The following is a 12,257-nucleotide window of genomic DNA, read 5'->3' on the forward strand; positions in this document are numbered from 1 at the left end:
CGCAGGGTTTTAAGGATCTATGGTCTCGGTTGAGGTAGCCAATCCCCCTTGCTTTCAAAGATCAAGTCGCCGATCTGAAGCGGGTTGGATGGAAGGCTGCGAGCTCATGTTTATTCTTGTTCCCAAGCAAGCATTCCACAAATAAGTCGGAATGAATTGGAGCCAACGTGATGCCAGAATGGCAAGCTGCCGCACTCGCGGTTTCGGAAAAATCATAGATTGGTGCGCCATCTGGGGTCATGACGCGCAAACCAGACCAATGGCGAACGACATTCACATCTTTCAGCATCGGTGTAATCCGAGTGGCATTCCGCGCCAGCTGACCCGCAGCGGCCAGCGACGTTGACTCGTCCAGCCCAACATCCTCTTTGGTCGCACCTACCAAAAAAGTCCCATCGGCCGTCTGCCGTAAAGTACTTGCTGGCAACCCCATCACGCGTGGCATGCGTTGGCTTACGATAACTTGGCCTCGTTGCGGTCTTACTGGAACATCTAACCCCAGTTGATTGGCAATTTCTTTTGTACCCAAGCCCGCTGCAGCAACGACATGGCCTGTTGACACGGTTATTTTCTGGCCACGCAGCGTCCATGAGGCTTCGTCATTTTTTTCAATGGTCTCCACTTTGGCATCAAAGCAGATCGTCCCCCCGAAACGCTCAATTGCCCGCAGGAGTGCCGCATGTAGTTTCAGCGGATTCACACACCCATCCCGCCAGCAAAAACTCGCCCCTGACACATCATTACCTAGCTCGAAATCAGGCATCATCTGTTGTATCTCTGACCGATCGATCATTTCATGATCGTCGCCATCCGCGCCACGTTCGTTGTGCAGGCGATTGAGCTGGTTCTTTCTTTCTTGAAAGCCGTCCTCGCCAAATGTGAAGGTCAGACCGCCATTTCGCTCATATGCCAGTGATCCGCTTGTATCGCCAACAACCCCTGCGATCTCCGCAGCGTAGTCTGGCCAGCCATCCGATGCAGTACGTGTTAACCGTTGATATTCGGGCACACCGGGGCCCTTGCCCTGCACCCAGACTAAGCCAAAATTAGCGCCTGAAGCTCTTGGGTCGGCCCTAGATCCATCCAATACGACAACTGAGTGACCTCGTCTCAATAGGCCAAAAGCAATGCTTGCGCCGACGACCCCCGCACCAATCACTGTGAAGTCCGCCGTAAGGTTCATGTAATTATCCTCCACAGTTTTCTTGACAGTAGAAATGCACATGCAGAATGTAAAAGCACAAAGAGTACGCATCATATTCCAAGAGGTTATACGTTGAGAAAACCATCACTGAGACAGCTGGAAGCTTTCAAGGCCTTCGTCGAAAGCGGAAGCGTTTCTCGGGCTGCCGACGTCCTCCACGTGTCTCAACCTGCTGTGAGCAAACTCCTCAATCATTTTGAGGCGGACATTGGCATGCAACTCATTGACCGCAATTCAAACCGGCCCGTCGTCACGGAACGGGGCATTCGTGTATACGAAGAAATCGACAGAATCCTATCCGGTGTCGATCAGGTCGGCCAAGCAATTGCATCGATCCGCGCAAAGGAACGTAGCCTTATCACCATCGGTGTGATGCCCGGCTTCCCACCACATATTCTGTCTCATGCGGCACAACTCGTTAGAAATGAAAGGCCAGACGTCAGCATTTCATTTATTGTCCGAAGCTCGGAATATGTCTCACACGGCATCTTGTCCCGCCAAATGGATCTGGGAATTATAGCGCGCAACCTCGACCACCCACAGGTAAATTCGACACTATTTTCAAACGATAGCTTCGTGGCTGTGATGCCCAGGGATCATCAATTCGCTAGCCAATCAACGGTCAATGTCACTGACCTACATGGCCAGCACTTCATTGCTTTCACACAAGGCAGCGTAACGCGCCGATTAATAGATGAAGCAATGGAAGCTGCAAAGGTTGAAGCTGATATTATACTCCAAGCCACAACAGCCCCGAATTGTTGCGCATTTGTGGAGGCCGGGTTGGGGCTTTGCGTTATGTCACCGCTCTTTGCAAAAGGCCATCTTCGCACGTTGGTTGCGCGCCCTTTCGTCCCGAATCTGTCATTGAAAATCCAGACGGTTCACCACGTTGACTCACGTGACAAGCGTGCGATCGCCTTGGTTCTCAACGCGCTGAAGGAAGCGCGCGATTACTCTGCAAGAACAGACACAGGCCTCTGAGCTGTCCAATCCTCAACTCTTCAAAGGCAAAGATGAACTCATTGCGCTCCTCCACGGAAAGGGTGCGCTGCGTTGAGACATAAAACTTTCGTAGACGTTCGTCCCAACTGGGTCTCGCATTAGCTTCTCCGCTAGGAGTTGTAACAGGGCTCGCAAATACCTCCTCTCTGGTCTTAACTTCGACAATAACAGGTGTTTCGGCAGGAAAACGCGCTTCACATAAAGGGTCGGTTTCCACTTTGACCAGCGCAGCGAAAGCCTCTGCCGTTGCATCACCCAGATCGCTCGCGCTCATTGAAAGCAAAACATCTGGACCTTTCAGTGCCACCAGTGCAACGCAATATGGGATTGAATATTGCGCGTCGACCAGCGTGTTCGGGCGCGGTGAATTAGGGATCCGTAGGGCACCACTATAGGCTCGGACGGTTACGCTTTCTACATCGTCGACTAGAAGGCCATGCTCAGATACCAGAGATGCGAACGCTTCAACCGGCGCATGAACATGCCTGCAAGCCGCGTGGAATTTTGTGTAGGTTTCGCAGATCGCGGGCATTGCCCTATCCGCGAGGATTGCCTCTGCGTCGAAAAACGGCGCATGATCGACCAGATCAACAGCGCCCGTCATTCCCGCTTGGGCTAAACGAACAGCAGAGATCCCAGTCACAACACCCCACGGAATGCCCTCTTTGACGTCAGTTCCGTTCGGTTGCGGCCATGCTGGCGGCGACGTAGTCGTCGCCATATGCGGCCCCGTTTCGCCCGCAATAGCGAGTGCATTTGCCATTTCATCTGGGCCTAAATCTTGCAAACTGCCGACCGCTGCTGCTGCAGCTATGCCAGCCCAAAAGCCTGTGCGCGCATAGAAGCTCTTAGCCCCTGCAACCCGCAGACCGACCTCATAGCCAATCGCGATAGCCCGCAAAACAGCTTCGTCGTCTATCTCAATTCCAGCAGCGAGGCGGCGGTCTATCTCGGCAAATACGGCAGGCACCACAGCAGCGCCCGGATGACCACGAGATCGGCGATGGCCGTCATCTAAATCCATATAGGCCGCACTCATTGCATTTGCGAAAGCCGCGCCCTGACAAGAGGCCGTCAATCCCGAGAACCAAACTGCGGAATCTCCTGTGCCGTAGGTGTCTTGAACGGCCTCCGCAAATCGGAACCGTGGGGCAGCCGCTGCCGCTGTTATCGTATCTAGAACGGCCTCTATTGCTGCCTGCCTAGCTTCCTGGCTGAGAACAAAGCCCTCAGCCATGTCAGCCAGTTCAACAAGAACCGGCCTTAGTCTTCCGGATTGTGGCATGCAAAACTCCGTTGATCATAAGTGGCCTGCAATGCGGGTGCTTCGCGCAGACAAATCTCGGATGCGCGCGGGCAACGTGGATGAAACGCACACCCGGATGGGGGATTGGCTGGCGAAGGTATCTCTCCTTCAAGCAGCGCTAGAGACTGACGCTTTCCCACGTCTGGGATCGGTGCCGCATCGCGGAGCGATTTTGTATAAGGGTGCTTGGGATTTGACAAAAGCTCACCGACGGGCCCACTTTCCACAATGCTGCCCAGATACATGACAAGCACGCGGTCGCAGAAATTTCGCACGACCCCGAGATCGTGTGTGATAAACAAATAACTCAATCCCCGCTCTTGCTGGATGCGTCGCAGCAGCAACAATACCTGCGCCTGAACAGACACATCCAAAGCAGACACAGACTCATCTGCAACGATCAGGTCAGGCTCTAGAATAAGAGCGCGCGCAATCGCGATTCGTTGCCTTTGCCCACCCGAAAACTCATGCGGATATTTATCAACTGCACTTCTTGGCATGCCAACTTCGTCAAGGACGGCATGAATGCGTGGCAAGGCATCCTTAAATTTCACCCCTTGGTGAACATACAATGGCTCCGCAAGGGTCTTCCCTATAGTTCGCTTGCCATTCAAAGACGAATACGGGTCTTGGAAAATCATCTGAATGCGTCCGCGCATTTTGCGTTTGGAGGCCGGATCGAGAGCCGTTAGATCCGTTCCGTCAAACAGAACTGACCCCGTAGTTGGCGTAATCAAATCAAGAACACAGCGTGCAAGAGTTGATTTTCCGCATCCGGACTCTCCAACAACTCCAACTGTCTCCCCCTTTGCGATCGTAAACGAAACATTGCGCAGGGCCGTGACCGAATACGCGGGCTTCATAGACAGAAAGCGCTTGGACCCGAACGTCTTTCCCATGCCATCTACAATCAAAAGTCCAGTCATACTCTCTCCTCCCTTGCCCAACACCGCACGGCATGGGGGCCCGGTGAAAGTTCAGGTGCTACTTCGCAGGCGTCATGAGCTTCCAAGCAACGTGGTGCAAATCGACACCCTTCTGGCATCAATTGTATTGGCGGGACTTGCCCTTCAATTGGTAACAACTCAAACGCTTCATCCGCGCGCGGCACCGTCTTTAGAAGCGCTTGCGTGTAAGGATGGGAAGGCGCCGTGAAAAGATCCGCAACCGGCGCGGTTTCAACCAAGTCGCCTGCGTACATAACAGCAACGCGATCAGCGACATTAGCGACAACTCCAAGGTCATGGGTGATCATAACAATGGAAAGTCCTTGCTCTTTTCGAATGTCATCGAGCAATGCTAAGACTTGGGCTTGGATTGTCACGTCCAACGCCGTCGTCGGCTCATCTGCGATCAAGATCTCAGGCCGGCATGCAAGGCCGATTGCAATCATGACCCTCTGACGCATACCACCCGACAGTTCATGCGGGTATTGACCCAACCTTTGTTCAGCATCTGGAATTCTAACCAAGTCGAGCAAATTGCGTGCCTCGCGGCGCGCATCAGACCACGTCATCCCTTTGTGCAGCACAAGTGGTTCTGCGATCTGCTCACCAACAGTCAGTACCGGATTAAGAGATGTCATTGGCTCTTGGAAGATCATCGCAATGCGGCTGCCGCGGATGCCCTCCAGTTCCTTTTCTTTCATTGACAGGATGTCCTGCCCGTCAAAGGTAATTTTTCCCCCAAGCTGCGCGGTATCTGGCAACAACTTCATCAGCGACATCGCTGTAATGCTCTTACCACAACCAGACTCGCCAACGATGCACAGGGTTTCATTGGGAAGTATATCGAATGAGATACCGTTTACTGCACGACACCAACGATCTTCAATCTTGAACGAAATAGACAGGTCTTCGACTGTCATGAGTGGAGTGGTCATGATCTAATCCCTAAGCTTTGGGTCAATTGCGTCTCGCAATCCGTCACCAACCAAATTGAGTGATAGGACGACAAGAAGGACAGCGAAACCTGGATAGATAGAAACAAATGGAGCATCTAGAATGTGATTAAATCCATCACGGATCATTGTTCCAAGCGTTGGTGTTGGCGGAGCCACACCAAGACCAATGAAACTTAGGTAGGCTTCAATGCGGATTGCGTAGGCAGCCCAAAGAGAGGCCAACACGACGACTTCACCGAGAATATTCGGCGCAATGTGCACCGCCATGATGCGAATGTCGGAGTAACCCAATGCACGCGCTGCTTCGACGAATTCGCGCTCCTTCAAAGCGATAGTTGGCGCACGTGCGACGCGTGCGAACTTTGGCAGGATCGTAACTGTGATCGCCAAAACGATGTTGACGAAATTCGCCCCTAAAACTGCGACAATAAACAGGCCCGTTATCAACGTCGGAAACGCCAGGAGCATATCCATGACCCGCATGATCAGGCTATCTACCCATCCACCGCGATACCCTGCGATAATTCCCAATGAGCACCCTAAAACCATCGCAAGAAACGTGGATGTCAGACCAATCATGAGCGAGACACGGAGCCCGTACAGAATGCGGGTAAAGGTATCCCGACCGAAAGTATCTGTCCCCAGAATATATTCTGCAGAGCGATCCTGTAGGCGATCAAGAATATTTTGATCTAGCGGATCATGTGGCGAGATGAACGGTGCAAAAATCGAAGCCAACACTATAAGGGTAAACATCAAAAGTCCGAAGGCAGACAGCTTGTTCTTGCGCGCAAGCCTTAGCAAGGAAGCAGTTCTGGTGCGTTGGGGAGTGTTTGTATCTGCTAAAGTCATTTCAATTTCACCCTTGGATCTACCAGCGCGTAGCAAATGTCTGTCAAAAGATTCACGATTACGATAAGGAAGGCGGAGATAACCATTAGGCCCTGCAACGTCGTGTAATCACGTTGGTTGAGCGACAGAACGATGAGCTTTCCCAGGCCAGGTCTATTGAAGATGATCTCCGTCAGGACGGCGTTGCCAATCAGAAGACCGAAGTACAATCCGACGACGGTGACGATCGGGATCAGCGCGTTTCTTAGTGCGTGATGCAAAATCAACCTGCGACCGGGAGCCCCTTTTGCCCGTGCGGTTCGGATGTAGTCCTCTCCCAAAACATCCAGCATAGCAGAGCGCGCTGTACGCATAATGTAAGCAACCATAATCACGCCAAGGCTCAGGGCAGGAAGAATGAGATTGTAGATCCGGTCGATTGGCCCGCCCGTGGGCGATGAGATGACCGGGAATATGCGCCATTCGATCGAGAGCCACAAAATAAGCAGAATGGCAGTCAGGAATGCAGGGAAGCTAAGTCCCAGTAGGGAAACGACTCGAAGGAAATAGTCGAGCCACCCATTTCGCCAAAGTGCCGAGATAATCCCGAGGGGCAGGCCAATGATGATGCCAAAGAAGATCGCACCTAACGCCAATTCAAGCGTGTAAGGCAAGACTTCCATGACGGACGTCACAACAGGTTTGCCGCTAACCATGGATGTCCCGAGGCTTCCTTGAGCGAGGTCACTTAGAAACCGTCCAAATTGAACCAGCATGGAGTCGTTCAGTCCCATGCGGTCACGAAAGGCGTCGAGTGCCTCCTGTGAGGCATTGTCACCAAGTATTGCGAGCGCCGGATCACCCGGAGCGACCCGGATCATTACGAAAACAATCACCAAAACTCCGAAAAGTGTTGGGATGGTGCTGAGTAAGCGCTTTGTTATGAAACCAATCATTTTGTCCCTCCCGAAAGAGCAGAGGCGGGGTACCCGCCTCTGCTAATAGTTACATTATTCGGACAAGGTCGTCTTTTCGGTAATGACCGGGCCAAGTGAAAGCGACCCGTCAAGTTCATAGCCGAGGTTGACTTCGGGCGCGCGCGCCCAAACCTGGAGCAACTCGAAAACAGGGATCGAACAGACTTCATCGACGATCAATTGTTGAGCCTCACTCCACAATTCCTGTTGGCGCTCTCCGTTGGGCTCTGATCGAGCAGCGATAATTTGCTCGTCTGCTACGTTGCAATGCGAGAAGTTCGTCACGGCTGTTGGCGTCTTCACAATACTGTCTGAGTGGTAGAACTGAGTCAGATAAGTGTCCGCAACAGGGAAGCGCGCAGCGCCATAAAGGACCAAAGAACTCGCATCGTCTCGGATCGCCGCGTGCCACGCGGAATGTTCCATCACATCCAGCTCCAGGTTGATACCCACTTGGCTCAATTGAGCCTGCAAGACCTGCATAGGACCGAAAAGCGAGGCACGTTCTGTGATTGCTACCGGAACCGTTACGCCGTCTGGATAACCTGCCTCGGCTAGCAGCTCGCGGGCGCGATCTGGGTCGTATGACAGGAATTCCAAATCGGGCTCATGGCCAATATAGCCATCTGGAACGGGTGACTCATTGCCGCGAGCGACCGAAGCACCCGCAAAGGCAATCAGTTCTTCACGGTTGACCGCATGTGCAAGAGCCTGACGGACACGAATGTCATCAAAGGGTGCCATTGCTGTGTTTACGTGAAGGGTACGCAATTCGCCGGGCTCAAAAACATCAACGACGCTTTCGCCGGACGCTGTCATCGAGTTGACCCAACGATCCTCCCGTGACCCAGCGATCATGTGCAGTTCACCTGTCTGGAATGCCAGATCGCGGGCACTGATCGCTGAGATGTATCGCACGGTGATCTTGTCAATCTCAGGCGAGCCTCGGAAGTAATCTTCATGTGCGACGAGTTCGAGATATTGCCCTTCAACCAATTCGCCATAAGCAAACGGACCGGTTCCGATCGGGTTCGTTTTGAAGTCTTCACCAAGTTCTTCCGCAGCGCGGGCAGAAACGATGTTACCACCGTGGTAGTTCGCGACAACGCCCAGAAGGCTTGGAATGACTTCAGAGAGTGTGATGCGAACTGTGTAATCGTCGATGGCCTCGACGCTTTGGAACGCTCGGTAGTCCGAAGATACACTGGAACGGCTTTCATCGCCCGCCCGTGTCAGGGAATAGACCACATCATTCGATGTCATTTCACCGTAGCCACCGTGAAACTGCACGCCTTGGAGTAGCCTGAATGTCCAAGTCAGGCCGTCTTCGGAAACTTCCCAGCTTTCTGCCAAATCCGGCTCAATTGCATCCGAACTCATGGACCCAGGCGCGAACCGAACCAGACCATTGAACATCATTCCAAAGACGGTCTTGTCCTCAGTCTTCGTTGATACATGAGGATCAAGTTGCCCGGCACTCTGAGCAGCCACGGCCATCGTGAGCTCTTGGGCTTGCAAGGGCATGACAAGAGCGCCTGTCGCGAACAGGGTGGCAATTGCTGTGTTTCTGAGTAGTTTCATCGAATGTTCCTCCACTGGTGATATTTCGTCCAACAGACCCTCTGGCTATCTTAACGTCAAATACCGTTTTGAGGCTGTAATATTCCATAAAGTTATAATGAGAGAGTATAACTTTATGGAATGCTGGTAGGCATATTTCCGACTTCAATTAATGATACGGCTCTGGCACCTTAGTCTTGAATCGCGAGGTGAGTATGCCAATACATTTACAAATCGACGGACAGTTATGCGACGCCGAAGAAGGTGAATGTCTTGCAACCGTGATCTTTCGCCAGAAATCAAATGTCTTTAGGCATCACCCCGTGGATGGTTCACCGCGAGCTGCCTTTTGCATGATGGGTGTTTGCTTTGAGTGTTTGGTTGAGGTGAATGGCATAGCAGGCCAGCAGTCTTGTCTCATCCAAGTTCAAGATGGCATGATAGTAAGGCGAGCCCCAAATGATTGATTTCCTTATTGTTGGCGCTGGTCCTGCTGGGATGTCAGCTGCGGTAGAAGCTATAAAACATGGAGCACATCCCGTTGTCGTGGACAACAGGCCAGAGCCCGGTGGTAACATATATGCCTATCTCGGCAGCAACCGCTCCCACCGCACCGAGCGCATGCACATATTTGGCCCAGACTACGCCAAAGGCGCGGCGTTGCTTGACGCATTCTTGGCTGCGGTTGCAGAGCAGAAGATTACTTATCATGCCTCAACAAAGCTCTGGCAGGTCGGTCCACAAGGAGGCTATGCCTTCCATGGCCCTGACGGATCACAATCTGGAATAGCGAAGAAAATACTGCTAGCAACAGGCGCGCAAGAGCGGCCTATGCCCATATCAGGCTGGACATTGCCAGGTGTCATGGGTGTTGGCGCCGCTCAAATATTGATGAAGTCTGGGGGTGAGCTGCCGAAAGGCAACATCGTTATCGTTGGTGCTGGCCCGCTTCCTTTACTACTTACCGAACAACTCCACCAAGCAGGCCGTCCGGTCTCTGCTGTTGTTGAACCGAAAGGCTCTTCGAAACTACTCGCCGCCTCCTCACAACTTCTCGGGGCGGCGGCCGCCTTCAAAACATCGTCAAAAGGCGCGGTACTTTTGGCAAAGCGCTTCTTGAGACGTACGCCTGTGTGGCGCAATGCCAGCGGCTTGAAAATCATTGGAAACGAGCAAGCAACTGGAATTCAGTTTACGGCAGAGAAAGCAGTAGACCTTCAGGCTTCAATCGTCCTCATTCATGACGGCATAATACCCAACCTGAATCCACTTCTTGCAGCGTCCTTGGACACCAAATACTCGCAGCAACAACAAACATGGCACGCCCAATCAAAGGGCGCCGTTTACATCGCTGGTGATGGGGCTGGTATCTTGGGCGTTGAAGCCGCAGTCCTCTCAGGTCGAATGGCCACTTTGGACGCATTGGGCCAATCAAACTCTCCAAGAGACATAAGAAAATATGCTAAGTTGAAGGCTTTTCGAAAGTTCATTGATGCCGCTTACCCGGCCGTTCAAACAGCAACACATGCTGAGGCGAACACTATCCTTTGCCGTTGCGAAATGATAACAGCTGGTGACGTACGGCAGGCTGTTGAAGTACACGGGACGGACCCTAACGCGATAAAGCGTTCTCTCAGGATTGGCATGGGGCCTTGTCAGGGGCGAATGTGTGCACACTCCTTGGCAGATTTCACCGCAGCAGTAAGCGGTGTGAGTTCAGAGGACATAGGCCTACAGCGGGCACGAAGCCCCATTCTTCCTGTGAGCTTTCGCGCACTCAGCGCTTTGAAAGATTGATACCGGACCAATCGGGTTTCTTAAGCCGTCCAAGGATTCGTACAGAAATATTGGGTTCATATTTCCGACGATTGGAACGACGGGCATGATCGTTTGTGATCTGAAATTAGCTTGACGTAGTAATTGTCATTGGCAACTGCGACGCGATCGTTGGTACGAAAGCCGCGAAAAATCAGTTTGAGATCAACCAGCATCGACCGCTTTGAGCGTCCGGTTCGGTGAAAAATGCTGCAGAGCCAAACTCGCGCCGCTGAAGCTGCGAAGCGATGCTGCGCCAGCAATAGCTGCACCTGCACAAGTCCGGATCGTCCCGCACTTTGTGAGTTAATGCGCCGTGCAGCGAACGGCTGCGATGCTCCGAACCGGCCACCGATGATCCGCGCAGCGAAGGCCTCAAGAGAGCCCTACCTGGACATTGTGATTTTGTGCTGCGCGCGCACGCAGGGCGTAAATTGCTGTTCATGCGGAGAGTTTGGTGCCGCTACGCAGCTTGAAAACCGGCCATTCACCAAGGCCGTAGCGAACCAAAGATAGCGATTTCACAAACTGCGGAGGTCCCTATGAAGCGCGCAAAGCCTATGCACTCTTGAGTGCAACAGTGAGTTGCGCATTGAGGACTAGTTTTGTCGCCGATCTGCCCCCATTGGAGCAGTGGTTGCACCGTGTATTTGGTTTCCAGAAATCTGACGACATTTCGTGGCGGCAAGTTGTTTCTGAAATAGAGTGAGCAAGGTTTGCAACACATCAGACGACTTCACGGTCAAAGGCTTGTTCTGTTCATTTGCATTCTACCGGTCCAACAATTTCCAAAACGCTATGACGGGCGCACGCATCATTTCTTTTTCATATCTTATTTTCCGCAGTTCCCGCTGACTTACCGAATGGGCCGGAACAAAAAACTCTACCCCATCGGGCTGGTTGCGCACTGCGTCAAACGGTAAAATGCTGGCCCCGAGCCCGCGCCGCACAAACGATAGGATTGCCGTCGTATTGCGCGCCTCAAGGGTGCTGGAGAAACGCAGTTCACTGACAATCGGATCATCGACCAGCTCGCAAAGCGGGTTAGCGATCAAAGGCTCAAGGCTGAGCAGCCCCCAATCGGATGCGCCTTGGGTGTCCAGATGCGCCCTATGGATGGGCCCGTTTTCGGGACAAACGATGCCCAGGTCGTCAGACCGAATGCGTTCACCCTCCAACGGGGCGTCAGGCCGTGCTGATACGATTCCAATGTCGGCCTCATCGCGTTGAACACGTGCGCGGACAGTTGCGCTGTCTACATCGCTGATCTCAATTCGCACATCAGGGTGGACGGCGCGAAATGCCTCAATCACATCTGGCAGCAAGGCCACTGTTGCGGACGGCACCGCCGCGATACGAACGATTCCTGCAGTCGATATCGCATGACGGCGGATTGCATCAGAACTTTTGTCAAAAACATCGATGGCACGCTGACTTTCTTCCAGAACAAGCTGACCCAGTGGCGTTAGGCGGCTCTTTCTATCTGTCTCAAACAGGGTGCCGCCAACTTCTTTTTCAAATTGCGCCAACATCATGGACACCGCAGAAGGTGTCCGGCCCAAAACGGCGGCAGCCGCAGCAAGTGTGCCCTGCGCTGCCGTAACCGAGAATGCTCTGAGCATTTCGACCTTAATGGACATTCAGAATTCCTGAATA

The 12,257-nt window shown here is 52.7% G+C and carries 11 protein-coding genes; 3 read left to right on the forward strand and 8 right to left on the reverse strand.

Features of this window, described 5'->3' with window-relative positions; all coding sequences use genetic code 11:
* Window positions 1–61: 61 nt before the first annotated feature.
* A complete protein-coding gene (locus BCF46_RS01100) occupies window positions 62–1,183 on the reverse strand; it encodes an NAD(P)/FAD-dependent oxidoreductase (RefSeq protein WP_170157827.1) in 1,122 nt (373 codons plus the stop codon).
* A gap of 93 nt (window positions 1,184–1,276) precedes the next feature.
* Between BCF46_RS01100 and BCF46_RS01105 the strand changes: the two genes are divergently transcribed.
* Window positions 1,277–2,188, forward strand: coding sequence for a LysR family transcriptional regulator (locus BCF46_RS01105; RefSeq protein WP_121020893.1), 912 nt, complete (start codon window positions 1,277–1,279; stop codon window positions 2,186–2,188).
* Here BCF46_RS01105 and BCF46_RS01110 read toward each other — a convergent pair.
* Genes BCF46_RS01110 through BCF46_RS01135 form a run of 6 tightly spaced genes read right to left on the reverse strand, consistent with a single transcriptional unit; the run spans window position 2,133 to window position 8,807 of the window.
* Window positions 2,133–3,494: an MmgE/PrpD family protein gene (locus BCF46_RS01110; protein WP_121020895.1), complete on the reverse strand. Its 1,362-nt coding sequence runs from the start codon at window positions 3,492–3,494 to the stop codon at window positions 2,133–2,135. The two genes, BCF46_RS01105 and BCF46_RS01110, sit on opposite strands and share 56 nt — an antisense overlap.
* Window positions 3,473–4,441, reverse strand: coding sequence for an ABC transporter ATP-binding protein (locus BCF46_RS01115; protein ID WP_121020897.1), 969 nt, complete (start codon window positions 4,439–4,441; stop codon window positions 3,473–3,475). Before BCF46_RS01115 ends, BCF46_RS01110 begins: the two co-directional genes overlap by 22 nt.
* Window positions 4,438–5,397, reverse strand: coding sequence for an ABC transporter ATP-binding protein (locus BCF46_RS01120; protein ID WP_121020899.1), 960 nt, complete (start codon window positions 5,395–5,397; stop codon window positions 4,438–4,440). The genes BCF46_RS01115 and BCF46_RS01120 overlap by 4 nt, the downstream gene beginning before the upstream one ends.
* A 3-nt stretch (window positions 5,398–5,400) precedes the next feature.
* Window positions 5,401–6,306: an ABC transporter permease gene (locus tag BCF46_RS01125; protein ID WP_245989673.1), complete on the reverse strand. Its 906-nt coding sequence runs from the start codon at window positions 6,304–6,306 to the stop codon at window positions 5,401–5,403.
* Window positions 6,267–7,205 carry an ABC transporter permease gene (locus tag BCF46_RS01130; protein WP_121020903.1) on the reverse strand — a complete coding sequence of 313 codons (939 nt, stop codon included), beginning with the start codon at window positions 7,203–7,205 and terminating at the stop codon, window positions 6,267–6,269. Before BCF46_RS01130 ends, BCF46_RS01125 begins: the two co-directional genes overlap by 40 nt.
* 54 nt (window positions 7,206–7,259) lie before the next feature.
* The gene (locus tag BCF46_RS01135; RefSeq protein WP_121020905.1) at window positions 7,260–8,807 is read right to left on the reverse strand and encodes an ABC transporter substrate-binding protein; all 1,548 of its coding nucleotides are present in this window, start codon (window positions 8,805–8,807) and stop codon (window positions 7,260–7,262) included.
* Window positions 8,808–9,001: 194 nt separating this feature from the next.
* On the opposite strand from BCF46_RS01135, the gene BCF46_RS01140 reads away from it, so the two are divergent.
* Both BCF46_RS01140 and BCF46_RS01145 read left to right on the forward strand, forming a co-directional pair.
* Complete coding sequence (locus BCF46_RS01140) at window positions 9,002–9,253, forward strand: (2Fe-2S)-binding protein (RefSeq protein ID WP_121020907.1); 252 nt, start codon at window positions 9,002–9,004, stop codon at window positions 9,251–9,253.
* Entirely contained in the window at window positions 9,246–10,583 is a 1,338-nt protein-coding gene (locus BCF46_RS01145; protein WP_121020909.1) for an FAD/NAD(P)-dependent oxidoreductase, read from the forward strand. The genes BCF46_RS01140 and BCF46_RS01145 overlap by 8 nt, the downstream gene beginning before the upstream one ends.
* A gap of 788 nt (window positions 10,584–11,371) precedes the next feature.
* Here the strand turns inward: BCF46_RS01145 and BCF46_RS01150 are convergent.
* Window positions 11,372–12,241, reverse strand: a complete 870-nt coding sequence (locus tag BCF46_RS01150) for a LysR family transcriptional regulator (RefSeq protein ID WP_121020911.1) — start codon at window positions 12,239–12,241, stop codon at window positions 11,372–11,374.
* Between the last annotated feature and the right edge of the window lie 16 nt (window positions 12,242–12,257).

This window comes from Litoreibacter meonggei, from assembly GCF_003663885.1.
In the GTDB taxonomy this organism is placed as follows: domain Bacteria; phylum Pseudomonadota; class Alphaproteobacteria; order Rhodobacterales; family Rhodobacteraceae; genus Litoreibacter; species Litoreibacter meonggei.

Coding starts and splice junctions, on each gene's coding strand:
- BCF46_RS01100 (WP_170157827.1), bottom strand. CDS start 1,183: ATGAACCTTACGGCGGACTTCACAGTGATTGGTGCGGGGGTCGTCGGC.
- BCF46_RS01110 (WP_121020895.1), bottom strand. CDS start 3,494: ATGCCACAATCCGGAAGACTAAGGCCGGTTCTTGTTGAACTGGCTGAC.
- BCF46_RS01115 (WP_121020897.1), bottom strand. CDS start 4,441: ATGACTGGACTTTTGATTGTAGATGGCATGGGAAAGACGTTCGGGTCC.
- BCF46_RS01120 (WP_121020899.1), bottom strand. CDS start 5,397: ATGACCACTCCACTCATGACAGTCGAAGACCTGTCTATTTCGTTCAAG.
- BCF46_RS01130 (WP_121020903.1), bottom strand. CDS start 7,205: ATGATTGGTTTCATAACAAAGCGCTTACTCAGCACCATCCCAACACTT.
- BCF46_RS01135 (WP_121020905.1), bottom strand. CDS start 8,807: ATGAAACTACTCAGAAACACAGCAATTGCCACCCTGTTCGCGACAGGC.
- BCF46_RS01140 (WP_121020907.1), top strand. CDS start 9,002: ATGCCAATACATTTACAAATCGACGGACAGTTATGCGACGCCGAAGAA.
- BCF46_RS01145 (WP_121020909.1), top strand. CDS start 9,246: ATGATTGATTTCCTTATTGTTGGCGCTGGTCCTGCTGGGATGTCAGCT.
- BCF46_RS01150 (WP_121020911.1), bottom strand. CDS start 12,241: ATGTCCATTAAGGTCGAAATGCTCAGAGCATTCTCGGTTACGGCAGCG.